We start from the raw sequence: 23,731 nt of genomic DNA, 5'->3' as shown, positions 1-23,731 counted from the left end.
TTACTGCAACATTTGTAAAAACTTCTTCGTTCGTTCTTCTTTTGGATTTGTAAATACATCTTCCGGTGTACCCTGTTCGACAACGACACCGCCATCCATGAAAATAACACGGTTCGCAATTTGATGAGCAAAGCGCATTTCATGCGTTACAATGACCATCGTCATTCCTTCTTTAGCAAGTTCTTTCATAACCTTTAAAACTTCTTGAACTAGCTCAGGATCAAGTGCTGACGTTGGCTCATCAAATAGTAAAACTTCCGGCTCCATCGCAAGCGCACGAGCGATTCCAACGCGCTGTTGTTGTCCACCTGATAATTGGAACGGATATAAGTCTACTTTATCCGCAAGACCAACTTTTTCAAGGAAATAGTTTGCTTTTTTCTTCGCCTCTTCTTTCCCCATCTTTTTCACTGTAACGAGCCCTTCCATTACATTGTGAATTGCTGTTAAATGAGGAAATAGATTATGGTGTTGGAATACCATACCTGTTTGCGTACGAAGATTTACAATATCTTTCTTCGATACTTTTTGAGAGAAATCGAGCTCTTTATTACCGATGCGAATGCTACCAGCGTTCGGCGTTTCTAACACGTTGAGGCAACGTAAGAATGTCGTTTTACCAGATCCAGATGGCCCGATAATAACAACAACTTCGCCCTTCTCAACTGATAAGTCTATATGTTTTAGTACGGTATTATCTCCGAAACTTTTTTGTAAATGTTGAATTGAAATCATAAAAACAAAAACTCCTTTTATGAAAGGGTTATTTTAGAGTATAACGTTCTGAACGTTTTTCTAATATTTGTTGCACGATAGATAATAAGAAGCAAATTACCCAATAAATTAGACCTGCTTCGAAATAAACAATTAAAAACTCATAGTTCATTGCCGCGATTTCCTGCGCTTTTCGGAACATTTCTGTTACTAAAATTAACGACGCTAATGACGTATCCTTCAATAAGCTAATAAATGTATTCGAAAGCGGCGGAATAGATACACGCGTTGCTTGCGGTAAAATAACACGTTTTAATGCTTGCGGATATGTCATCCCAATTGTATAAGCTGCTTCCCACTGTCCTTTCGGAATAGAAAGAATAGAAGCACGAATAATTTCAGATGCATATGCACCGACATTTAATGAAAAACCAACAATTGCTGCTGTATATGGCTCAACCTCAATATTAAGAGTTGGAAGACCATAGAAAATAATAAATAACTGTACAAGAAGTGGCGTTCCGCGAATGATAGATACATAGATACGAGCAATCCATTGTAAAATACGACTACCTGAAATACGCGCGAGCGCTGTTAACGTCGCAAGTATAATACCGATAATAAATGTAATAAGCGTTAACGGAATTGTCGTAAAGACAGCTTCCTTCAGCATAGGCGAGAAGGAAGTCTGCATAATATCTATCCATGTAGACAATCGATCTGAGACCACTGCACTACTTAGAAACATTTTCACCGAACCATTTTTTCGTTATTTTATCGTACGTACCATCTTTTTTCATATCTTCTAACGCTTTATTTACTTCTTGTACAAGCTTGTCGCTACCTTTGCGGAATAGAAAACCACTTTGTGATGCTTCTTTTTCTGTATCTACAATTTTAATTTTTGCATCTTTTTTCGTTTCTAAATAGTTTAATACTGATAATTTATCATTGATTGTGAAATCAACGCGGCCAGAACTTAATAATTCTGCAGCTTGGCTAAATCCTTCTACACCCTCGATGTTCGCACCGTTTTTCTTAGCGATATCTGCGTAGTTACTCGTTAAAGATTGTGCTCCTTTTAATCCTTTTACATCAGCAAATGTAGCAGGCTTGTCTTTATCTTTTGCGATAACTAATGCTGCTGAAGAAGAAATATATGGACTAGAGAAGTCATATTTCTTTTGGCGATCTTCACGAATACCAACTTCGTTCGCAACCATATCGAAACGTTTTGCATCTACTCCTGCAAGTAAACTATCCCATTGTGTTTCTTTAAATACAGGTTTTACACCTAAACGTTTTGCAACTTCTTCTGCTAATTCAACGTCAAATCCAGTTAATTTATCCTTTGAATCGTGGAACGTAAATGGTGGATATGTACCTTCTGTACCAATTACAAGCTCACCGCTTTGTTTTATCTTCTGTAACGCATCTTGACTAGCTGTATCTTTTTTCTCTTCTTTGCCGCAACCCGCTACAATCCCAATCGCTAATGTAGTTACTGCAAGCACTGAAAATAATTTTTTCATGATAGTAGTCCTCCAAGTATTCTGATAGGAATTTAAAAACTATATTGATTGTATGCAATTTCGAACAATTTTTCAATAAAAATGTTCTTATTTAGTTTATCCTTTTTCTTCATAATCAAACAAAATGGTAAAATACTGCTACATACAAAAAATAAGTAACATTTTTTAATATAGCATTTATAAAGAAAAAGGTAAAACAATACTTACTTATTTATAAGTTTTTCTGCCGGTGAAATATATTAACTTCTGAGCGGACAATCCAATCAAAAAAGAACTTGCGAAAATCGCAAGTTCTTCTAAAAATTAAGCGCTCTGGTTCCCTTCCATTTGCGTTTTATACATATCGTAATAGCGCCCACGCTTTTTCATTAATTCATCATGCGATCCTTTTTCCAAAATCGTTCCTCTATCAAGCACAATAATTTGATCAGCGCTCTTAATTGTTGAAAGGCGATGAGCGATAATAAACGTCGTTCGTCCTTTCTTCACAACTTCTAGCGCTTGTTGAATCATCGCTTCTGTTTCAGTATCAATGCTGGAAGTCGCTTCATCTAAAATTAAAATCGCCGGATCAAAAGCAAGTGCCCTAGCAAACGATATAAGCTGACGTTCTCCGGTTGAAAGTGTACTTCCTTTCTCCGTAATTTTTTCATCTATGTTGTTTGCAAACCTTTCAGCACCAACATCACGTAATGCCTTTACAATGCGATCTTTTGAAATTTTTTCATTTTCTAAGCTTACATTGGATGCCACTGTCCCGCTAAATAAAAACGGATCTTGCAATACAATTCCCATATGTTCACGCGTTGCTTGTTTCGGCATCTCTGTTACATCGTGACCATCAATCGTAAGCTTCCCTTTTTGAAATTCATAAAACTGAAAGAGCACATTCATAATGGAACTTTTTCCTGATCCAGTATGGCCGACAAGTGCCACTGTCTCCCCTTGTTTCGCTTCAAAAGAAATATTTTTTAACACTTCATCTTTTCCATTGTAAGAAAACGAAACATTATCGAATTTCACATTTCCGGTTAAGCGAGGAATACGTTCTTCTTCTACTGCCTCTCCTTTTTCCTCTAGCAATTCGAAGACACGCTCTGATGCAACACGCGATTGCTCTAAGTTAGCAAGTTGGTTCACCATATTCGTAATTGGCGAGAATAATCTCGTTAAATAATCGACGAAAGCATATAGTATCCCGAGTGAAACGATGCCCGAAGCGCTTAATGAAGCACCACCGAAATACCAAATTACACCTGTAAAAGCGATGTTTCTTAATACAGACACTAAATTATGCGAAGTTGCTGCATTTAAATTTAAAATTTTATTTTGATATTTAAAATAATCACCATTGAGTTCTTCAAATTCCTTCTTCGTTTCATGTTCTTGACGAAATGCTTGAATAATTGGCATCCCTTGAATCGATTCATTCACTGTTCCGTTAATATCCGATAAACGCGAACGCATTTTATGATTGTATACAGACGCATACTTTCTATACATAATCGCCCAAACAATTAAAATTGGGATGATAAGTAAGCATAGTGCCGCCAGTTTTACATCAAGTAAAAATAGTGCAGCGAAAATCCCGATAATATAGATGATACTAGAGACGAATGTCGCAAGCACTGTTACATATAAATCACGAATCGCTTCTGTATCATTCGTTACACGCGATACAATTTTCCCTGCTGGTAAATGATCGAAATAACGAATTGGCAACGTTTGAATATGGGAAAAGACGTCTTCCCTCATAATTTGAATAATTTTGTTTGCCGCCTTCTGTAAGAAGAACTGCTTTCCGTATGCAAATAATGATACGACTACTAGTAAAGCGAAATAACCACCGCCAAGTAATAGTAAACGATTTATTTCCGGTTTATAAAACGCAAATACTTCTTCTTTCGTTAAGGCTTTCGTTTTATACACTTGCACAGCCTTACCACTTTGTACTGTAAGCACATCACCCTTAACAGAACGACTTCCTTCAAGCGTTATTTTATTCGGCACAAAATAGTACTGAAAGCCAACTTGAATCACTCGGACTTCTTTCCCTTTTTTCTCACCTTCTTCAAAGCGATCACTTCGCTTATACAAGGCGCCATTATATGAAACAGCATCCTCACTCTTTTCTGTTTCATACCAAGGTCTCTCTATTCCAACGATATGCTCATCAATCATCGTTTTTGCGACGAAAGGACCCGCGAGTTCTGCAATGACGAAAACAAATAGCATCGCCATCGCTGCAAAGATCGGCCCCTTCACTTTCATTGCATATTGAAACAATCGTTTTGAAACACTCATATTTTCACCCCACTATCCGCACTTTCACTTTCACCTTGTTGTCTATCGAACTGCTCTGCATACCAGCCCCCATTTCGAATGAGCGCTTCATGCGAACCTTCTTCAATAACTTCACCGTTATCCATAACGAGAATCCAATCCGCGTGCTGCACAGCTGACAAGCGATGCGTCGTTATAATCGTCGTCTTCCCGCTTCTTTCTGTTCGTATGTTTTCAATAATTGCCGCTTCCGTACGAGCATCAACAGCTGATAAAGAATCGTCCAAAATTAAAATTTCCGGATTTTGAATAACAGCCCTCGCAATCGAAATCCTTTGCTTTTGCCCACCTGATAAAGAAACACCTTTTTCCCCAACGAGCGTTTCTAAACCTTCTGGTAAAAACTCTAAATCCTTTTTAAACGCAGCTATTTCAATCGCTTTTTCAAGTTCTTCTTCAGTCGCTTCTCTGTTTCCGAATAAAATATTTTCCTTCGCTGTTTTTGAAAATAAAATGTGTTCCTGAGGTACGTACCCAATCCAGCCAAGTACGTTATCATTCGGAATTTTATCTAGCTTCACATCAGAAACTGCAATATCCCCTTCTCCAAGTGGATATTGACGAAGAAGCTGACGTACAAGCGTCGTTTTCCCGCTTCCTGTTTTCCCAACAACTCCAAGTGTCTCTCCTTGTTTTAATGAGAACGAAACATTTTTTAAATTTGTTTCAATTGATGAAGGATATGAAAAAGTAACGTTATCAAATTGAATGTAATCTGGCTCTTGTACAACCTTTGGATCTTTCGGATTCTTTACATCTGGTTCATAAGCTAACGTTTCATTTACACGATCGAGCGAAGCATTTCCTCTTTGCATAACATTAATCAATTCACCAATTGCAAACATCGGCCAAATCATCATCCCTAAATAGACGTTAAAAGAAACGAGCTCACCAAGTGTCACCTTTGATTGGAATACGAGATATGCACCGTACACTAAACCAATTAAATAACTAAGACCGACGAGCATTTTCACAGTCGGCTGGAATAATGCATCGATTCTTGCTACTCTCATATTTTTCTCGTATACGTCATCTCCTAAATGATGGAACCTTTCTTGATCAGCATTCTCCTGTACGTATGCACGAATCACGCGTACACCCGCAATTGATTCCAGCACTTTATCGTTCATATCTCCGAACGCATCTTGTGCGACAGTAAATCTTTCATGCAATTTCTTTCCGTACCTATTCATCGCATACGCCATAATCGGAAGCGGTATAAGCGCAGCAAATGTTAACTGCCAACTAATTGAAAAGCCCATCATACAAACGATTGTAAGCATATATAGACTAGAATCAACGAGCGTTAATATACCAAAACCAGCTGTCATGGAGATTGCTTTTAAATCATTTGTCGCTCTCGCCATTAAATCGCCAGTACGGTTTTTTTGATAAAACGTCGGTGTCATCTTGAGTAAATGCCCCATAAATTTTGAACGCATCGTTTTCTCCAGTACGAACGCACCGCCAAATAGTTGGTGCTGCCAAATGAAAGTAAGCACATACCCACCAATCGTTACCCCAAATAAAATAAAAATATATTGCATAATTGCCTCGTTCGTTAAGGCTCCTGTTTTAATATTATCAATTGTAATTCCTAACACTTTCGGAGGAATTACCTCTATCACGTTTACAATTAAAAGTACCCCAATTGCGATACTATACCTTTTCCAATGCTCCCTAAAAAACCAGCTTAACTTTAGTAATACTGAAAACAATATAACCTCTCCTTTCTCGTTCTCATTTGATTCACATTTCTTTATCCGCTATCCAAATCCATCACATTTACATTTTGAAAACCACAGTATTTCATCACATTTTTCCACCTTCCAAATTCTGATTTTTTATAGTAACGAGGAAAATAAACAAAAAAAAGCATACCGCCGCTTGACGATATGCAATAGAATGCATAAAAGCGTACGTTACGATATACGCAACGTACGCTTCTCATAAGACAAAAAGGTCCTATATATCCGCACGGGTTGCGTAATGATATGAATGTTTTCCGCCATTTAACAGAGCTAAGCCCATTACATTTACGATTACAATCATTACGCACACCCCCTTCATTTATTTTCCATTTATAATCTTACAACTTTATTGAGTATTCTGTCAATTATTTTTTTCGGTTTAGAATAAAATAATCTTTTATCACAAAAAATGAAAGTGATGCATTCTACTTATAATTCAGTTTGAAATAAGAGAATCTTCTGTAAGAAAGGGCATACAAAATAAAAAAATAATAAGAAATCGTTTTCACAAACATTTCATTTGAAAAATATTATCAAACCACCTACAATCACCTTATACTCACTCTTACAAGTTGCTATTTTAGGAGGACTAATCATGACAACTAGCAATACGTACAAATTTTATTTAAACGGAGAATGGAGAGAAAGCTCTTCTGGTCAAACAATCGACATTCCATCTCCATACTTACACGAAGTAATTGGGCAAGTACAAGCAATTACTCAAGGAGAAGTAGATGAAGCAATTGCATCTGCAAAAGAAGCTCAAAAATCATGGGCTGAAGCTTCTCTACAAGATCGCGCAAAATATTTATATAAATGGGCTGATGAGCTCGTAAATATGCAAGATGAAATTGCCGATATCATTATGAAAGAAGTCGGTAAAGGATATAAAGATGCGAAAAAAGAAGTTGTTCGTACAGCTGACTTCATTCGTTACACTATTGAAGAAGCTCTTCATATGCACGGAGAAAGCATGATGGGCGATAGCTTCCCTGGCGGAACCAAATCTAAACTTGCGATTATCCAACGCGCACCACTTGGTGTTGTATTAGCAATCGCACCATTTAACTACCCAGTAAACTTATCTGCTGCAAAACTTGCACCAGCACTTATTATGGGTAACGCTGTTATCTTCAAACCAGCAACTCAAGGTGCAATTAGCGGTGTTAAAATGGTTGAAGCACTTCATAAAGCTGGCCTTCCAAAAGGTCTTGTAAACGTAGCTACAGGACGCGGTTCTGTAATTGGTGACTACTTAGTAGAACATCCTGGCATCAATATGGTATCGTTCACAGGTGGTACAAACACAGGTAAACATTTAGCGAAAAAAGCTGCAATGATTCCACTTGTATTAGAACTTGGTGGTAAAGACCCTGGTATCGTTCGTGAAGATGCTGACTTACAAGATGCTGCAAATCATATCGTAAGCGGTGCATTCTCTTACTCTGGTCAACGTTGTACAGCTATTAAACGTGTACTTGTACACGAAAATGTAGCAGACGAGCTTGTTGGCTTATTAAAAGAGCAAGTAGCTAAATTATCAGTTGGATCTCCAGAACAAGACAGCACAATCGTCCCATTAATCGACGACAAATCTGCTGACTTCGTTCAAGGTTTAGTTGATGATGCTGTAGAAAAAGGTGCAACAATCGTTATCGGTAACAAACGTGAGCGCAACTTAATTTACCCAACATTAATCGACCACGTAACAGAAGAAATGAAAGTTGCTTGGGAAGAGCCATTCGGCCCAATCCTTCCAATCATCCGTGTTTCTTCTGACGAACAAGCGATTGAAATTGCTAACAAATCAGACTTCGGTCTGCAAGCAAGTGTCTTCACGAAAGACATTAACAAAGCGTTTGCAATTGCTAACAAAATCGAAACTGGTTCTGTTCAAATTAACGGACGCACAGAGCGCGGCCCTGACCACTTCCCATTCATCGGTATAAAAGGTTCAGGTATGGGCGCACAAGGTATTCATAAGAGCCTTGAGTCTATGACACGTGAAAAAGTAACTGTATTAAACTTAGTTTAATCTTATATGTAGAAGCTGATCTAAAATTTAGATCAGCTTCTTTTTATACAATTTAGTTCACGAGTTGTTTTTCCGTAGGTAAATTCACACATTCTACAGAAATTTGATACCCTAGCCAACGCTCAGCAATATGTTCAAACGATAAAACAGAGCCTGTTGTAAAAAATCGATGCTTCGGATTAAGATTGTCAGACAAAATTCCTTTGTGCTGTAAAATGGTACTTAACTCTATCGCTGTTTCTTCTGCAGAGCTAATAATTGTCACAGCCTCTCCTAACTCCTTTTTTATATAGGACTCTAAAAGTGGATAATGCGTACACCCAAGAATTAACGTATCTATATCTTCTTTCGTTAATGGCAGTAAAGCTTGTTTCACTTGCTGCGTTACATATGCTGTATCTTCTAAGTGATTTTCTACAACTGTAGCTAAAGTCGGACACGCATGACTATGCACTTCCAAATATGTATCAAGCTCGTGTAATGCTTTTTCGTACATGTTAGATTTTATCGTACCTACAGTTCCAATTACCCCTATTTTACCTTTCTTTGTCACTTTAATTGCAGCTCTTGCTCCCGGATGTATAACGCCAATAACTGGAATGGAAAGTGCTTCTTGCAAATCAGTCAATGCAGCAGCTGCACCAGTATTACATGCTACCACTAGAGCTTTTAATGGAAACTGTTTGAGGAACTCAACCATTTCAAATATGAAAGATTGTACCTCCTCTACACTTCTTGGCCCATACGGACAACGCTCATTATCACCAATATAGTAAATGCTCTCTTTAGGCAATTGACGCATAATCTCACTAGCAACTGTTAATCCCCCGACCCCTGAATCTAGTACACCTATTACGGAATTTTTATTACATACAGACATATACTTCATCCCCTTCTCAATCTTCTAGCGCTAATAACATGTATTATATTACGAAAATTCAAATATTGTATAACAATCCCTCTCGCTTTTAATCACAAACTCTTCTCCATAATCTGATTATTACCATATCCATTGACGTATAAAAATACATTTGTTACTCTTAAATACGTTAATTTAATATTTAAATCCTCATTCGTATCTCGGTGAGGTAGAGGTTGCAATCATTAAAAGTATCATTTCAGGAGATGTAGTGGCATTGATGAAGGAATGAGAAAGGAATGGTTGCCGAAGTAAGACGTGCCCACCATGCGCGCTTGCTGGGTCTGCATTTAATAAGTGCAGAACTGTCACAAACGTTTCGTTTGTGGAGAGCTATCGAGAGGTATGTCGTGGGTTTCTTATAAGATAGAAAGCATGTAGCGGCAAATTACGTGCTTTTTTTGTTTTGTTTGGGACTTCTCTTCCTTACTTAGGAAGACATACATATCTCCTCGCTTGACTTGGTTATACTAACTTTGGAGGTATTTTCTATGCAACAAAAAAAATGGGGCTTTTGGGTACTAACAGCTTTCGTTGTCGGTAACATGGTTGGCGCTGGTATTTTCATGGTGCCAAGTACGTTGGCACAAACAGCTAGCCCTCTCGGTGTCACTTTAGCTTGGTTAACAACAGGGTTTGGTGTTTTAATGCTAGCTCTTGTTTTCGGTAATTTAGCAATTCGTCGTCCTGATTTAACGACAGGACCACAAAGTCATGCATATGCTTTATTCTCATCACCAAAAAAGAAAAAAATGGCTGGTTTCAGCATAGTATGGGGATATTGGGTTGCAAACTGGGCAAGTAACGTTGCCATCATTACATCTTTCGCGGGATATTTATCGCTCTTCTTCCCGATTATGAAAGATACACGACTATTGTTTTCAATCGGCTCTTTCAATATAGAAGTTGGAAAACTACTTACATTTACTATTTGTTCTGTTTTACTATGGGGCACTCATTTAATTTTAACAAACGGTGTAAGCGGAGCTGGGAAACTTAACTTCTTAGCAACAACAACGAAAGTGACTGGATTCCTTCTATTCATCATTGTTACGTTATTTGCGTTCGAAGCTTCAAAATTTGGACAATGGTACACACCAATGATCGATAAAGAAGGCGTATCACACGGTCTCCTTTCACAAGTAAATTTAGCTGCTCTTACAACACTTTGGGCATTTATCGGGATTGAATCAGCCGTTCTTTTATCAAACCGAGCTACTTCTCCCAAAACGGTAAAACGTGCAACAGTTGCCGGTTTACTAATAACAGTTGCAATTTACTTAGGAATTACAATTTTAACAATGGGTGTACTTCACGTTGATAAATTACAAGCTTCTGAACGTCCATTAGCAGATGCATTAAACGCTGCAATGGGTCACGGCGGCGGGAAACTTATGGCATTACTTGCTCTTACTTCCCTATTCGGTTCCATATTAGGCTGGATTTTATTAAGCTCAGAAGTGCCTTATCAAGCAGCAAAAGAAGGTTTCTTCCCTTCCTTCTTCGCAAAAACAAATAAAAAAGGAAGTCCAATTCATTCACTACGATTAACAAACATTATGTCGCAAGTGTTCTTATTCTCAACATTATCAGGAACAATTGCGGAAGCTTATACATTCGTTATTACAGTATCAACTTTAGCCTACCTCATTCCATATCTCGTTTCACCAATCTTCCAGTTAAAGCTAGTCGCAACTGGTGAAACATACAAAAATGAAATGCGGGCAAGAATTACAGATGGCATAGTCGCAGCGATCGCACTTTGCTATGCACTATGGGTTATTAAAACAGGCGCATCCGATATAAAAACATTCCTTCTCGGGATTGGTTTATTCGTAATTGGCTTTGCCTTCTATCCATTAATGAATCGTGATCAGAAAAAAAATAACGAAAAGAAAAACGAGCAAGTTGCATAACGCAATTTGCTCGTTTTTTGCTTAATAAAACATATATAATAGAAAAAAGAGGTGAAAAACATGTCAATCGAATCACTATGGAGCTCTCGCTTTCAACAACATATTCAAAATGCCATCACATACTTTGCACGTATGATTAACGGTTTGCTATATAGCTTCATCTTCGTCTCATGTGTAGGTGCATATTATTACGCCAAGTTTCTTAAAACGGATCCTTCTAAAGGAATATCTTTATTACTCATCACAATCGTACTTACACTCATTATAACGAGATGCCCAATTCGCACATTTATTCAAAAACCTGATGCTGTCTATTTACTGGCGCTAGAAGAGAAATTAACATCTTATTTTAAAAAATCTCTTCTATATAATTACATCATTCAACTTTTCCCGCTTGTATTTATGTTCCTTATTATCGTACCGCTTGCCATGCAATCATTACAATTAACCGTACCTTTTTTATGTACAATCTTTATCGTTTTAATGATTACGAAAGCTTGGAACATATACATACATTGGATATGGCGTGATAGTTATGAAAAAAGCATATGGTTTATCATTCGCATTGCTTGTAACGCCCTGATCATTTACATGCTATTTTATACTGCAAATGTGATTATATTAGGCGGATTACTCTTACTTCTCACTTTCCTACTTCTATATACGAAGAAACAACCAATAAAACGAATACCGTGGGAATACATAATCGAGCAAGAAGAAAAAATGGACATTCGCTTTTATCAATTCGCTAGCATCTTCACTGATGTTCCGCAGCTAAAAAAACAAGTGAACGGCAGAAAATGGCTTACAAATTGGATTGAACCGTTACTACATAAAAAACAAGCTTCGTTCTTCTATTTACATACACTATCGTTTTTACGTGGGAATGATTATTTTGGTATATATATTCGCTTGGGGTTGATCGGTGCTTTCGCTCTATATTTTATTCCGAATATATATGTAAAAGGCGCTATCGCTTATATCGTCCTATATATGATTTCTATGCAGCTTCGTTCTCTGTGGAAATATTTTTCGGGAAATATTATTGTAGCATTATATCCAATTGATACTGAAAAACGAATGAATCAATTTCTCCGCTTAATCTTTATATTGCTAAGCATTCAACTCATTGTATTTTCAAGTGTTATACTCATTGCTACAGGACAATTACTACATAGTTTGATCATTGCAGTCATTGGGATGCTCTGGGTTAAATTTGTTATCGTACCGAAAACGAAGAAGAGGATTTCTTCATTTTAACGAAAAAGAGGCTGTACATAGCAGCCTCTTTTCTCGTCCTAAAATTTCTAATCACTTTTCGTAGGCATTTTTCATATAGTAAAAATGACTATACAATTCCTATCCATACGTTAAATAATGATTTCGCACATATAAATAAAAAAGATAGGAGCTCTATTATGAACAACAATCCGCCTGCAACGCCCCAAAACACCTCAGAGGAAAATAGCCGTGACATTAAATTGCAAACATTACGAGTCATCGGACTCATCGTCCTCATTAGTGGTTATATTCTCGTCGCTCTCTCAGAAGTGGGTGAACTAAAAACCTTATTAACAAATCCAAATGCCAATCCTAATTTAGCTGAAGTTGATCCATTTTAGAAGCTATCTAAAAAGCGAGTCCCAGCATAACCGGTTCGCTTTTTAGATAGCTTTATCCAATCTTAGAAACGTTTCGTTCATCTTGATACTTCTCTTTTCCAATCGCCTTCATAAATAATAAAATACTGCTCATACCAACGATAAAATACAGCGCACTCATTCCCCAAGATGCAATAAATGAACCTAACATAACACCTAATGCACCGTTCATTTTCGCCACTTGAAAGACCATTCCGTTAATCGCCATATAAGAACCTCGCGCCTCACTTGGCACCATATCCGCCATTATAGATTGACGAACCGGTACATACATCATCTCTCCTACAGTTTGGAAAAGCCCCGCAATTAATAAAATCCATAAGCTATTGCTCGTTCCAAGTATGGTGAATCCAATTGTATAAATGAATAAGCCTACATATAAGATTTTTAAATCGTTGAAGCTCTTCAACATTTTAATAACAAGCGCCGAAAATAATACAATTAAAATTGTATTCTCTGTAGATATCCAGCTCAGCATTCGAATACCTGTTAAATCAAATGTAAAACCATTTCCGAAGAAAAAGTGAATCGTTTCAAATTCCTTCTGCAAACGTATCCCTAAATAATTATTAATTTGAAACTCTAAAGATAATGTACATATACTTGCTGCACAAAAAATTAAAAACGCTCGATCTTTCATCACAACCTTATAACTATCCGTCATATCCTTTAATACGTTTTTCTTCTCTACAGTTTTTCGCGCCACATACACTTCTTCCATATATATAGCCATCACATATAAAGTAATGACCGCCACAGCCGTTAATACGATAAACAATTGTAATCTATAGTTTTCAAATAGTAATCCGCCAAATATCGCTCCAATAGCAATTGATAAATTAATCGCCCAGTAGTTAATGCTGTACATCACTTTTCGATTTTCAGGTGTACTCACATCGATTAACATCGCTTCGGTCGCTGGATTCATAAGTCCAGATCCTAAGCTGTTCACGAGCATAAATAAAAACGTTAACCACGGTGAATCTACATAATCTGAGTTCGCAATTCCCATACAAGCAATGGAAACGACTTGTATACTTTGGCCAATAATCATTACTTTTTTACGACCGAGCCGATCTCCAATATACCCGCCATATAAACCAATTACTAATGAAGCTATTACATTAATTAGTAGTAAAGCACCAGCAACCGCACTACCTAACTTTATTGAAAAATAAATTGCCATAAACGGAAAAATCATCGTTGATACAGCTCGTGTTAAAAATGATGTTATAATTCTAATTTTTATATTTCGATGCATACTCCAAAACCCCATCGTTTTCCCCTCCTTATGCTTATTCATTTTACTTTGAAAAAGAGGAAGAAAAAGGTTAGAATATTCTAAAGAGTTTCCCCTTTTATATAGAAGGAAGTGTACACATATGAAAATTATGGACTATTACATTCGTTTAAGGTTACATTCACAAGATCAGCAACATATGCGAAATAGCTTACAAGAATTAGCGGATGTTTTATATTGCAGTACGAAAAACGTGAAGATTTTATTAAAGAAAATGAGCGAAGAACAACTAATTTACTGGACTCCAGGGCGAGGCCGCGGGAATAAAACTGAAATTATATTTGTACATAGTTTAGTAGAATCAATTGAATGCTATACAGATGAACTGTTAGCGCAAGAAAAATTAAAAGATATCTTTCTTCTTTTAAAAGAACCCCTTCCTCTTGCACTTCAAAAAAAGATAGAAAATAAACTACATCATCATTTTGGATACGAACCTTCAAATGATATGTACGACATATTAAAGATCCCTATATCAAGAAAGATATTACCATTAGATCCCGCTTTTGTGGCTGTAACAACAGAGGGTCATCTTATTAGCCAAATTTTTGATACATTAGTCATTTATAACGATATTACAGAAAAAATGGAACCGCACATTGCTCATACGTGGGAATTAAGTCAGGATCAACTTACGTGGACGTTTTATTTACGAAAAGATATACATTTTCATAATGAAACTCTTTTAACTTCTAAAGATGTTCAATTTTCATTTGAAAGATTGCAGCAAGCTCAATCTCCTTACGCATGGTTAACACAGGAAATTGTCCAAATTGAAACACCGTCACCACTGCAAGTACGGTTCCATTTAGCAAAACCGAATTTGTTTTTCTTACATTATGTAAGTTCAATACAACTCGCAATTTTGCCCTATGATACGGTAATCCAAAATCATCACTATATAGGTACTGGACCTTTTAAACTTAATCATTATTCTGAAGATAATATCGTACTAGAAGCTTTCACGCATTATTTTAAAGAACGTGCATTACTAGATCGTATTGAGTTTTGGCGTATTCCAGATCATGTGAAAATACATTCTGATTATGAATTACCAAATGAGAATGAAAATGAAAGACATGACATACAAATAGAAGAAATAGGCTGTATTTATGCTAGCTTCAACTTTACAAAACCTGGTCCCCACCACGACATTTACTTTCGTAAAGCTTGGAGAGAAATATATGACGTTGAAACGATCCTCCGTGATTTAGAAGGAAATCGAACAATCACTGCATCAAGCTTCTTTCCTGAAAGAAGTCGCCAAGCTCAGGGAAGACCCTATTCATTAGAAAAGGCGAAAGAATATTTGAAGAAGAGCACATACAAAGGTGAAACGATACATATTTACTTCTTCGCGTTTAAAGATAGTGCAAATGACACAGTCTTCCTAAAGAAACGTTGCGACCGTTTAGGCATACAAGTAGAGCTTCATCCATTTCTCGTTTCAGATTATATGGATCGTTCTATTGATAAACATGCCGATATTATTTTAATGGGAGAAGTTTTTGCCGCCGAGCATGAAATGGCATTTTTAAACGTATTTAAAAATAAAAGTTGCTTCGTAAATCGGTTCATGGACCCGCACTATGAAAAACAAATCAATTGTTTGCTAGATACCTTTTTATTAGAAGAAAATAAAGACAAGCGCTATGAGCTCATGTATGAAATCGAAGATTTTTTACAAGCAGAACACATCATTTTATTTAACTATCACGTTTTAAAAAGAAAAACATATCCCTCTTCTCTAAAAAATGTAACAATAGATTCATTCGGTTGGGCGAATTTTGCGAAGTTATGGATACAGCCATCCCCGTATTAAAATGTGTAGTTTTTTATAAAAGGAGAAAAACCATGAAAAGCAACCTAGAAAAAAGGCTTTCCTATCTATACACAGGTGAGTTATTTTCAGTCATTACTTTTATTTTTACAAGTTATGTAATTAATTATGTTTATCCTACACTACATTTATATTCCCTATACTCTTTTTGGATCTCATTTCTTCTTTTAGAGTTTCTCTTACTACAAGGAACTGTTTACTGGTACGTAAAGTGGAAACGACTAAAAAAAGAGAAAACATCTGTTACACCTATTGTGATTATTAAATATTTAAAAAGACTAAAAAGGATAAATATAGGATTGATTATCACAGGACTTATTATGTTTACTATTGATTTTGTAATTTGGTATCCTCAATTACCTTTAATCGGGCTATCATTCGCACTATTTGTTTATGTTTTTGCATTATTTGAGTATATAAACTATTATCATATTCAGCTTTCATATGATAACATCTCTGATATTAAATATTTGATTAAATCAAAAAAACTAAAACAGTCCTGTATGAGTAAAGATTTTCAACGTATTTCATAAAGTGAAACTATAATCAGTGGGGGTATGTGGGATAAAATATTAGATTCCGCTTATGAAGACTTTAAACCAATAAGAATTAAGCAATTTTCACGAATGTAAAAGAAGGTATTACATCCTTAGTAATACCTTCTTTTACATTTTTAAAGAGGAACCTTCTTGCACACAAAGATGCAAACTATTATTTAATTACTTCATCCAAATGATTTTTCAAGTTTAATAAGTATTGCTCTATATCCGGATTCTTCACCACATCATAACAAGCAAAACTCTTTAATGGACTCATACCGAGAAACTTCTGCACACGATGTAAATGACTAAGCGTTGATTCTAAACTTTCTCCTTCAAAGAACTTCGTCTTATCTCCAAATGCTTTTTCAGGTGCATTCCAAGTTGTGGAAAACATATACTGCTTCTCTTTTAATAAACCACCTGTTCCGTATTCATCTGCACCTTCAAAGAACAAACCGTATTCATATATTTCATCCATATACGTTTTAAATAATCCCGGGACACTAAACCAATAAATTGGTGTTTGATAAACCACAACATCGGCCCATAAAAATTTCTCTTGTTCTTCTTTAATACTATATCCATCTTGAATCGTTGTTGTTTTCACATGATGATTTTCGCTTAATACAGTTACCATATAATCAACTAACGTTTTATTTAATCGTCCTTCCTTTGAACCGTATTTTTCATGTCCATTTATAATCAATATATTTCCCATCGCTTTTCTCTCCCTTATATGATCTACTCTTCAGCTATTAAGCCCAGTTGCTGCTTCAGCGTAAGATTATCTTCTAAATGCCAATCTTCCGTTATCTTTCCGTCTTTCACGTGTAAAATATCAATTGCAAAAAAACGAATGTTTTTACCATTATGAGTTCCTGTAAAAGAAAGACGAGCTGTTACTTTATCACTAACCACTAATAAATCTTCAACTTCACAATGTATGTCTGGAACTACTTTACGAAAGTTTTGTGCTGCAAGCTTTAATCCTTCAGTGCCTTGTGGTCGACCTTTCGGCAGTGTATTATCGAAAAAATTTTCAGTAACCGTTTGCGGAATAAGTTCCTCCCTACCTGTATCCCAAAATGCATAAAAGCGCTGGGCTGCATGAACCATTTCTGTCGCTTCTTTTTTGCTTAGTGAAGGATCGATTGTCATTGTTTTTGGCTTCGGCATTTCCTTCAATAATTGGATTTCAGTTTTTTCCTCCCCACTACACGCTACAAGCACAATACAAATGACAAAAAAACTAAGTAACGCAAATAACCTTTTCATACCTATGGAAATCACCTCCTCCTGCTGCAAACCCTTTGTATTTCGTATTGCTATTGTATATGTATTAACTTCCTTTATGGAAGTAGTGATATTTTTTTCATATAGTTACCAAAAAGATAGTTTTGTGATACGATAAAGCAAATTCATTCAAAAAATTTTTATGGAGGCTATTTCCATGACCAATATAGATCCAGTTATATTAACGAAAGGTTTACCTGGCATCCCATGTCCTATCGCTAAAACTCTTGACGTAATTAGTACAAAATGGACATTTTTAATCATTCGCGACCTTCTTATCGAAGGCACATTACGTTTTAGTGATTTACAAAAATCAATGGACGGGATTAGTCCGAAAACATTATCACTTCGACTAAAAGAATTAGAAACACAAGGCATAATAACGAGAAAAGTGTATCCAGAAGTTCCGCCTCGTGTAGAGTACACATTAACGGATAAAGGAAAGCAATTAGAGGGGATATTTATTGAATTAAAGCGATTTGGATTAAGTTTATAAAGTGAAACTTTAATCATTGGGGTTTTGTCCATCCCCAAATGATTATTAGCCCGCAAATAGGGGAATAAAATAAAAACCCCTTACAACGGTAAGGGATTTTTCATTACTTATTAAATTATTTTACTAAACTTTCAGCTAACTGCTTCTCTCTCCACATAAATGTAATGCCGAGACCAACTATTAAAACAACTCCTGAGAAAGCATATGGATAATTAATATTTACATCAAATAATATTCCGCCCATCGCCGGCCCTACAATATTCCCTAAGCTCGTATAAGTTGAGTTCATTCCAGCAACAAATCCTTGCTCTTTCCCAGCCGCTTTTGATAAAAACGTCGTTAAAGCTGGACGGAGTAAATCAAATGCGAGGAAAATAAAACAAGTAACAAGAAGTACAATCCAATAATTAAAGACTATAGTTGAAACAAATGCTAACACTGCGCCTACAATTAAACATATTTGAATTAACACTTTTTCGCCGAATATGTCGACCAATTTACCAAACATAAATACTTGCACAACTACCCCAAAGATTGAGCTAATCGTAATAATTGCAGCAATATCTTTCGGTGTGAAGCCAAATTTATGATCAGAGAACAGGCTAAACACAGTTTCATATGCCGATAAACCGAAAGCGAGTACAAATACAATAATAAATGCAATTGCATACATTGGATTTAAAGATTTCTTTAAATCCCCGATAAAACTTGAGTCTTTCGTATTAACAGAAATCTCTGCAAGCTCCTCTTTCGTTAAAGGCTCTTTCAAAATAAATATAGACATAACGCATGCTATAAAGGCAATAATGGCTGCGACAAAGAATGGTACACGTATACCATATTCTGCAATAAACCCACCAATTCCAGGTCCTATAATAAATCCGGTACTAATAGCCGCTGAAAGATATCCCATCGCTTTTGGACGTTCCTGAATAGAGGTAATATCAGCAACATATGCCGTAACACCCGGCATAATAAACGCAGCACTAATCCCGCCTAACACCCTCGCTGCATAAAGCATCCACACATCTTTTCCTAATCCAAAAAGAAGCTCTGAAACACCAAAAATAAATAATCCAATGATTATCATTTTCTTCCTACCGTAAAGATCGACCCAACGACCCGTAATAGGTGAAGTAATAAGCTGAGCCATTGCAAATACTGCAACGAGATAGCCCATCGTCTTTCCTGTTAAATTCATATCATTCATAAAGGATGGCATAACCGGAATGATTAATCCAATCCCTAAAAAAGCGATAAATATATTACTCAAAAGAATGATCAATACCATCTTTTGTTCTTTTATCGGTTTCTTCAATTTTTAACACCTCTTCCCGTAAGTTCCTCTCAAAAATAATACCCAAGAAACTTTTTCTTTATCCTGCTATTTGTGGGCTAATAATGAGTGAAGATGCCCCCACTCATTAGAATTTCACTCTATCCTTCCACACATACATAAATACAGGGTGAATGACTATCATTCAGTTTCCCGCAGAAATGAACCTACCTTTTCAGACAGGTTCATCTTACTATTTCTTTATCCCGCATTAACGGGCAGTAAGACTCCCACCTCAAAATTCAGCGAATGCGAGGAAGTTAGGTGGGAGATAGCTGCCCTTAAATGCCCGATTGGTTCAACTAATAATCAGTGGGGATGAACCCTCCCACTGATTAAAGTTTCACTTTATATGTAGTGCATGTGTTAAAAAATCTAGTACTTCTGCCTTTTGTAGCTCGACTTGCTCATCATCTTTATGATCATATAAATAAACTTGTTCCGCTGCTGATTCAACAAGAGCAATAAATAACTTCGCTGTTCTCTCTGCATGAACCGAATCACGAATTTCACCAGCTTCTTTTGCTTCACTTAAAAATTCACTTAGCCACATATAAAGAGGCTCATACACAGCTTCCCATTCTTTTATATGTTCAGTAGATGCAAGACCCGCATACATTAAAGCTTGTATTTCACGATATTCAGCTATAAAGTTAAACACTGCATCTATTACCTGCTCAACCTTACTTGAAAAAGGTGCATCGTTCTGTACTTTTTCTTTCACTGCAAATATCATCTTCTCAACCATCACTTCTGCTATTGCAGGCATAACAGATAACTTAGAAGGAAAATATAAATAGAACGTTCCTTGCGCAATGCCAGCCAATTTCACGATATCAGAAATCTTCGTTTTTTCAACGCCCTTTTCCTGAAATACTTCAATAGCTGCATAGACAATTTTTTCTTTTTTATTCATCATCTAAACCCTTTCACACGCGTATTGAATGACTGTCACTCATTTTATAAAATAACTAGCTGTACTGTCAATTATAGTGCACTTTTCATAATAAAAATCTCCCAACAAATCGTTAGGAGATTCAACTTTCATATCATTTTCTTATGAAAGAGCCTTTAATCCCGTAACTCCACATACGATAAGAGCTACACTAATCAAACGTGCCTTACTTTTCGATTCACCAAACAGAAACATATTTAATAAAACTGCGCCTGCTGTTCCAATGCCAATCCAAACCGCATAAGCCACACTTACTTGTAAGAACAAGAAAGATGTGTATAAAAATGCGAAGGAAGTTGCAAATCCACCTATATAAATCGCTCCATTTGCTAACGTCTTATCTTTACTATACATCTTAAGGCCTATCACACCGACTATTTCACTAATTGCAGCACAAAATACGAAAAACCAACCCATTTTTAAGCAGCTCCTTCCATAGTTTCTTCCACAGTCTCTGCTTTATTATCAGCCAATTTTAAACCGATAACGCCTGCTACAACCATCACAATGAAGAATAATTTTCCTAAACTAAAACTTCCACCGAAAAGAAAAACATCCATTAAGAAAGTTCCTACAGTACCAGCCCCAGCAAACACCGCATATACTGTCCCTGTCGCAAGATGTTCACACGCTTTAGAAAGGAAGTAAAAATCAACAGCGATAACTCCTACAATAATGACCCAATGCCACCAAGTATGAGCTGTATTAAAACCAAACACCCAAAAGACTTCAAAAATACATGTTAATATGACATATAACCAAGCTTTATTTTTCATATCTCTCACCTTCTATTATTTACTGACTGACCGTCAGTCATTTTTAATTAAAAAAATATAATCTCACGCTAACTACTATTTAAAAAACCAATATCATCCTCATTTATCCTTATATTTGTTCCGTTATTAAGCTAACTACATATAAAAGTTGCTTATCTACACCCTTTCATAGAAAAATGACTGAATGTCATTCATAAACATTCTACATGACCAATTGACAAAGTGTCAACACCCGGATTCTATTAACCAAAAAATATTTTAAATTTCTTAAATCCACGTGTATATTTCTTAATAATCTGTCAATAATGGTAGTAACATAATATTTTCTCCATTCCCCCCTTGGAGATCCCTTTGAATCGAGCAGTTGCTTTTAGCTAACTGCTCTTTTTTAATTTATCGGCACATTATAATAAAATACTCATAGATAAATTCCAAAACAAAGACCTGTACTCCCTTTTCAACATGCAACAAAGAACGAAATATTTTGTACGCTATTTACTTTCCAACGAGTCTTTGTATGCAATAATTTTATTTTCAAGCATCTTCTCTGTAATTACTAAGTTTTCTCTTTGAGTTTGAATAGATTTTTTATGATTTTCTAACAGTTGTAAACGAGCTTCGGTTGTATGCTCCCCTTCTAAATATAATCTAGCGTATTCTCTTATTTTTGCTATCGGCATTTGTGTTTGTTTTAATTTCATTACAAACTGCAACCACTTTACATGTGACTCTTCATACAATCTATTCCCATTTGCATCGCGATTTGCAATTAATATATTCTCCTTTTCATAATAACGTAATGTATGTGTGCTCACTCCTAATAATTTAGCTACCTCGCTAATTGTGTACATACTCATACTCCCTCCACATGCCATTTATCATCATATATTTAACTGCTTTATAAAAAACATTTGACTTAGAGTATACTCTAACAAATAGAATCTAACCATAATAAATTAATTTGAATTTAGGAGGCTTTTATATGAAATATACTGTTATTACTGGTGCTAGTTCAGGAATTGGCTATGAATCCGCTTTAGCCTTTGCATCTCGCGGAAAAAATTTAGTACTTGTAGCTCGAAGACAAGAAGAATTAGACGGATTAAAATTAAAAATTAACGAAATGCATCCAGAGTTGGATGTTGTCATTCGAAGAACTGATTTATCCGTCACTGAAGAAGTTTATAAATTTTATGAAAGTCTACAAAGTTTTCAAATTGAAACGTGGATTAACAACGCAGGTTTTGGTAATTTCGCCTCAATTGCTGAACAAAATTTAAATAAAATAGAGACGATGTTGCATGTAAATATAGAAGCACTAACAATACTCTCTTCTCTTTTCGTTCGAGATTATTCAATGGTTGATGGAACACAGCTTATTAACGTTTCATCGGGCGGTGGATACACGATTGTGGCTAATGCTGTTACGTACTGTGCTACGAAATTTTATGTAAGTGCATTTACAGAAGGACTATCTCACGAACTGAAAGAACAAGGTGCAAAACTACAAGCAAAAGTTTTAGCTCCTGCTGCAACTGAAACAGAATTTGCGAAACGTTCATTTAATATTGATGAGTTCCAATATGATGGTGTTGTACCGAAATTTCATACTGCAAAACAAATGGCACAATTTATGCTTGACCTTTATGATAACGATAAAGTTGTAGGACTTGTCGATGGTTCTACGTATAACTTTGAGCTTAGAGATCCGCTTTATAATTTTACAGTAAGACAAACGAATTCAAATTCTTAACAACATCTCATTTCTGACTAAAATATAGATACCCACTATTTCTTAAATAATAGTGGGCCTTTTTCTCTCTAAAAATTTCACCCAACATACCGTATCATCGCCACCTCATCACAATAATCAACTTTTGGACAATGTCTACAATCAATCCACACTTTTTCTGGTAATGCTTCTCTATTCACAAAATCAAACCCGCACTTTTGAAAAAATTCCGTTTCATATGTTAAAGAAATTACCCTGTTCACTTTTATCTTTGCCGCCTCATTCATTACATGATTCACTAACTTACTCCCTATCCCTTTTCCTGCATATGTATGCGAAACTACTAACGATCGTACTTCTGCAAGATCCTCTCCTAACACATGTAAACCAGCAACTCCAACGACTTCCTCTCCTTCTTTCATAACATATAAACATTGTAAATATTGATAGAGAGACAAAAGAGCACGCGGCAAAACAACTCCTTCTTTTGCATACATTTCAATGAGATTATAAATTTCTTTCACATCACTTGTAACCGCATTAAAGATTTTCATATTATATCCCCTTGCCCCAGTGTTAACATTTATAAC

The 23,731-nt window shown here is 35.9% G+C and carries 23 protein-coding genes and 1 riboswitch; of the genes, 8 read left to right on the top strand and 15 right to left on the bottom strand.

The window, feature by feature from the left end:
• The 5 genes from AB3X48_RS05655 to AB3X48_RS05635 all read right to left on the bottom strand — a co-directional run bounded on the left by AB3X48_RS05655 (position 1) and on the right by AB3X48_RS05635 (position 6,307).
• Complete coding sequence (locus tag AB3X48_RS05655; protein WP_002201630.1) at positions 1 to 735, bottom strand: amino acid ABC transporter ATP-binding protein; 735 nt, start codon at positions 733 to 735, stop codon at positions 1 to 3.
• A gap of 28 nt (positions 736 to 763) precedes the next feature.
• Positions 764 to 1,462: an amino acid ABC transporter permease gene (locus tag AB3X48_RS05650; protein ID WP_002114865.1), complete on the bottom strand. Its 699-nt coding sequence runs from the start codon at positions 1,460 to 1,462 to the stop codon at positions 764 to 766.
• Positions 1,449 to 2,246, bottom strand: coding sequence for an amino acid ABC transporter substrate-binding protein (locus tag AB3X48_RS05645; protein WP_016103831.1), 798 nt, complete (start codon positions 2,244 to 2,246; stop codon positions 1,449 to 1,451). The genes AB3X48_RS05650 and AB3X48_RS05645 overlap by 14 nt, the downstream gene beginning before the upstream one ends.
• Before the next feature lie 303 nt (positions 2,247 to 2,549).
• Positions 2,550 to 4,550, bottom strand: a complete 2,001-nt coding sequence (locus tag AB3X48_RS05640) for an ABC transporter ATP-binding protein (RefSeq protein WP_016103830.1) — start codon at positions 4,548 to 4,550, stop codon at positions 2,550 to 2,552.
• A complete protein-coding gene (locus AB3X48_RS05635; protein WP_002159136.1) occupies positions 4,547 to 6,307 on the bottom strand; it encodes an ABC transporter ATP-binding protein in 1,761 nt (586 codons plus the stop codon). Before AB3X48_RS05635 ends, AB3X48_RS05640 begins: the two co-directional genes overlap by 4 nt.
• A gap of 628 nt (positions 6,308 to 6,935) precedes the next feature.
• On the opposite strand from AB3X48_RS05635, the gene gapN reads away from it, so the two are divergent.
• Positions 6,936 to 8,375 (top strand): NADP-dependent glyceraldehyde-3-phosphate dehydrogenase, encoded by a 1,440-nt coding sequence (gapN, locus tag AB3X48_RS05630; RefSeq protein WP_002159137.1) that lies wholly within the window; start codon positions 6,936 to 6,938, stop codon positions 8,373 to 8,375.
• A 52-nt stretch (positions 8,376 to 8,427) separates the two neighbouring features.
• On the opposite strand, the gene racE is transcribed toward gapN, so the two are convergent.
• Positions 8,428 to 9,255, bottom strand: a complete 828-nt coding sequence (gene racE / locus AB3X48_RS05625; RefSeq protein WP_016103829.1) for a glutamate racemase — start codon at positions 9,253 to 9,255, stop codon at positions 8,428 to 8,430.
• Positions 9,256 to 9,456: 201 nt separating this feature from the next.
• Positions 9,457 to 9,638, top strand: a riboswitch (Lysine riboswitch).
• Positions 9,639 to 9,785: 147 nt separating this feature from the next.
• On the opposite strand from racE, the gene AB3X48_RS05620 reads away from it, so the two are divergent.
• The 3 genes from AB3X48_RS05620 (at position 9,786) to AB3X48_RS05610 (ending at position 12,832) form a co-directional block, all read left to right on the top strand.
• Positions 9,786 to 11,210, top strand: a complete 1,425-nt coding sequence (locus AB3X48_RS05620) for an amino acid permease (protein WP_002114879.1) — start codon at positions 9,786 to 9,788, stop codon at positions 11,208 to 11,210.
• Between the two features lie 60 nt (positions 11,211 to 11,270).
• Positions 11,271 to 12,470: an ABC transporter permease gene (locus AB3X48_RS05615; RefSeq protein ID WP_016103828.1), complete on the top strand. Its 1,200-nt coding sequence runs from the start codon at positions 11,271 to 11,273 to the stop codon at positions 12,468 to 12,470.
• A 158-nt stretch (positions 12,471 to 12,628) separates the two neighbouring features.
• Positions 12,629 to 12,832 (top strand): hypothetical protein, encoded by a 204-nt coding sequence (locus tag AB3X48_RS05610; RefSeq protein ID WP_002114883.1) that lies wholly within the window; start codon positions 12,629 to 12,631, stop codon positions 12,830 to 12,832.
• A 52-nt stretch (positions 12,833 to 12,884) separates the two neighbouring features.
• Here the strand turns inward: AB3X48_RS05610 and AB3X48_RS05605 are convergent, their stop codons facing one another.
• Positions 12,885 to 14,147 (bottom strand): MDR family MFS transporter, encoded by a 1,263-nt coding sequence (locus AB3X48_RS05605; protein ID WP_367959005.1) that lies wholly within the window; start codon positions 14,145 to 14,147, stop codon positions 12,885 to 12,887.
• A 106-nt stretch (positions 14,148 to 14,253) separates the two neighbouring features.
• On the opposite strand from AB3X48_RS05605, the gene AB3X48_RS05600 reads away from it, so the two are divergent.
• Positions 14,254 to 15,993: an SgrR family transcriptional regulator gene (locus AB3X48_RS05600; RefSeq protein WP_016103826.1), complete on the top strand. Its 1,740-nt coding sequence runs from the start codon at positions 14,254 to 14,256 to the stop codon at positions 15,991 to 15,993.
• A 32-nt stretch (positions 15,994 to 16,025) separates the two neighbouring features.
• Complete coding sequence (locus tag AB3X48_RS05595; protein WP_016103825.1) at positions 16,026 to 16,544, top strand: hypothetical protein; 519 nt, start codon at positions 16,026 to 16,028, stop codon at positions 16,542 to 16,544.
• 178 nt (positions 16,545 to 16,722) lie between these two features.
• Here AB3X48_RS05595 and AB3X48_RS05590 read toward each other — a convergent pair whose 3' ends face one another.
• Positions 16,723 to 17,271, bottom strand: coding sequence for an NAD(P)H-dependent oxidoreductase (locus AB3X48_RS05590; protein WP_016103824.1), 549 nt, complete (start codon positions 17,269 to 17,271; stop codon positions 16,723 to 16,725).
• A 23-nt stretch (positions 17,272 to 17,294) separates the two neighbouring features.
• Entirely contained in the window at positions 17,295 to 17,834 is a 540-nt protein-coding gene (locus AB3X48_RS05585) for an ester cyclase (RefSeq protein ID WP_033710646.1), read from the bottom strand.
• Positions 17,835 to 18,003: 169 nt separating this feature from the next.
• On the opposite strand from AB3X48_RS05585, the gene AB3X48_RS05580 reads away from it, so the two are divergent.
• Positions 18,004 to 18,342, top strand: a complete 339-nt coding sequence (locus AB3X48_RS05580) for a winged helix-turn-helix transcriptional regulator (protein WP_002201642.1) — start codon at positions 18,004 to 18,006, stop codon at positions 18,340 to 18,342.
• A gap of 115 nt (positions 18,343 to 18,457) precedes the next feature.
• On the opposite strand, the gene AB3X48_RS05575 is transcribed toward AB3X48_RS05580, so the two are convergent.
• The 5 genes from AB3X48_RS05575 to AB3X48_RS05555 all read right to left on the bottom strand — a co-directional run bounded on the left by AB3X48_RS05575 (position 18,458) and on the right by AB3X48_RS05555 (position 22,260).
• The gene (locus tag AB3X48_RS05575; protein WP_367959001.1) at positions 18,458 to 19,660 is read right to left on the bottom strand and encodes an MFS transporter; all 1,203 of its coding nucleotides are present in this window, start codon (positions 19,658 to 19,660) and stop codon (positions 18,458 to 18,460) included.
• A gap of 361 nt (positions 19,661 to 20,021) precedes the next feature.
• The gene (locus AB3X48_RS05570; RefSeq protein ID WP_016103822.1) at positions 20,022 to 20,597 is read right to left on the bottom strand and encodes a TetR/AcrR family transcriptional regulator; all 576 of its coding nucleotides are present in this window, start codon (positions 20,595 to 20,597) and stop codon (positions 20,022 to 20,024) included.
• A gap of 138 nt (positions 20,598 to 20,735) precedes the next feature.
• The gene (locus tag AB3X48_RS05565) at positions 20,736 to 21,050 is read right to left on the bottom strand and encodes a DMT family transporter (RefSeq protein WP_000539672.1); all 315 of its coding nucleotides are present in this window, start codon (positions 21,048 to 21,050) and stop codon (positions 20,736 to 20,738) included.
• A gap of 2 nt (positions 21,051 to 21,052) precedes the next feature.
• Positions 21,053 to 21,409 carry a DMT family transporter gene (locus tag AB3X48_RS05560; RefSeq protein ID WP_002159147.1) on the bottom strand — a complete coding sequence of 119 codons (357 nt, stop codon included), beginning with the start codon at positions 21,407 to 21,409 and terminating at the stop codon, positions 21,053 to 21,055.
• 491 nt (positions 21,410 to 21,900) lie between these two features.
• A complete protein-coding gene (locus AB3X48_RS05555) occupies positions 21,901 to 22,260 on the bottom strand; it encodes a MerR family transcriptional regulator (RefSeq protein WP_016103821.1) in 360 nt (119 codons plus the stop codon).
• Between the two features lie 131 nt (positions 22,261 to 22,391).
• Between AB3X48_RS05555 and AB3X48_RS05550 the strand changes: the two genes are divergently transcribed.
• The gene (locus AB3X48_RS05550; RefSeq protein WP_002159149.1) at positions 22,392 to 23,162 is read left to right on the top strand and encodes an SDR family NAD(P)-dependent oxidoreductase; all 771 of its coding nucleotides are present in this window, start codon (positions 22,392 to 22,394) and stop codon (positions 23,160 to 23,162) included.
• Between the two features lie 77 nt (positions 23,163 to 23,239).
• Here the strand turns inward: AB3X48_RS05550 and AB3X48_RS05545 are convergent, their stop codons facing one another.
• A complete protein-coding gene (locus AB3X48_RS05545) occupies positions 23,240 to 23,695 on the bottom strand; it encodes an N-acetyltransferase (RefSeq protein ID WP_002159150.1) in 456 nt (151 codons plus the stop codon).
• Positions 23,696 to 23,731: the final 36 nt, after the last annotated feature.

The organism is Bacillus sp. S4, from assembly GCF_040838205.1.
GTDB lineage: Bacteria > Bacillota > Bacilli > Bacillales > Bacillaceae_G > Bacillus_A > Bacillus_A cereus_U.
This window is presented reverse-complemented; position numbering and strand designations above follow the sequence as displayed.

Bases quoted from the DNA above. Each gene is read 5' to 3' on its own strand.
- AB3X48_RS05595 (WP_016103825.1), top strand. From the start codon at position 16,026: ATGAAAAGCAACCTAGAAAAAAGGCTTTCCTATCTATACACAGGTGAG.
- AB3X48_RS05600 (WP_016103826.1), top strand. From the start codon at position 14,254: ATGAAAATTATGGACTATTACATTCGTTTAAGGTTACATTCACAAGAT.
- AB3X48_RS05640 (WP_016103830.1), bottom strand. From the start codon at position 4,550: ATGAGTGTTTCAAAACGATTGTTTCAATATGCAATGAAAGTGAAGGGG.
- AB3X48_RS05570 (WP_016103822.1), bottom strand. From the start codon at position 20,597: ATGATGAATAAAAAAGAAAAAATTGTCTATGCAGCTATTGAAGTATTT.
- AB3X48_RS05560 (WP_002159147.1), bottom strand. From the start codon at position 21,409: ATGAAAAATAAAGCTTGGTTATATGTCATATTAACATGTATTTTTGAA.
- AB3X48_RS05610 (WP_002114883.1), top strand. From the start codon at position 12,629: ATGAACAACAATCCGCCTGCAACGCCCCAAAACACCTCAGAGGAAAAT.
- AB3X48_RS05550 (WP_002159149.1), top strand. From the start codon at position 22,392: ATGAAATATACTGTTATTACTGGTGCTAGTTCAGGAATTGGCTATGAA.
- AB3X48_RS05605 (WP_367959005.1), bottom strand. From the start codon at position 14,147: ATGGGGTTTTGGAGTATGCATCGAAATATAAAAATTAGAATTATAACA.
- AB3X48_RS05565 (WP_000539672.1), bottom strand. From the start codon at position 21,050: ATGGGTTGGTTTTTCGTATTTTGTGCTGCAATTAGTGAAATAGTCGGT.
- AB3X48_RS05615 (WP_016103828.1), top strand. From the start codon at position 11,271: ATGTCAATCGAATCACTATGGAGCTCTCGCTTTCAACAACATATTCAA.
- gapN (WP_002159137.1), top strand. From the start codon at position 6,936: ATGACAACTAGCAATACGTACAAATTTTATTTAAACGGAGAATGGAGA.
- AB3X48_RS05555 (WP_016103821.1), bottom strand. From the start codon at position 22,260: ATGTACACAATTAGCGAGGTAGCTAAATTATTAGGAGTGAGCACACAT.
- AB3X48_RS05620 (WP_002114879.1), top strand. From the start codon at position 9,786: ATGCAACAAAAAAAATGGGGCTTTTGGGTACTAACAGCTTTCGTTGTC.
- racE (WP_016103829.1), bottom strand. From the start codon at position 9,255: ATGTCTGTATGTAATAAAAATTCCGTAATAGGTGTACTAGATTCAGGG.
- AB3X48_RS05545 (WP_002159150.1), bottom strand. From the start codon at position 23,695: ATGAAAATCTTTAATGCGGTTACAAGTGATGTGAAAGAAATTTATAAT.
- AB3X48_RS05645 (WP_016103831.1), bottom strand. From the start codon at position 2,246: ATGAAAAAATTATTTTCAGTGCTTGCAGTAACTACATTAGCGATTGGG.
- AB3X48_RS05590 (WP_016103824.1), bottom strand. From the start codon at position 17,271: ATGGGAAATATATTGATTATAAATGGACATGAAAAATACGGTTCAAAG.
- AB3X48_RS05655 (WP_002201630.1), bottom strand. From the start codon at position 735: ATGATTTCAATTCAACATTTACAAAAAAGTTTCGGAGATAATACCGTA.
- AB3X48_RS05650 (WP_002114865.1), bottom strand. From the start codon at position 1,462: ATGTTTCTAAGTAGTGCAGTGGTCTCAGATCGATTGTCTACATGGATA.
- AB3X48_RS05580 (WP_002201642.1), top strand. From the start codon at position 18,004: ATGACCAATATAGATCCAGTTATATTAACGAAAGGTTTACCTGGCATC.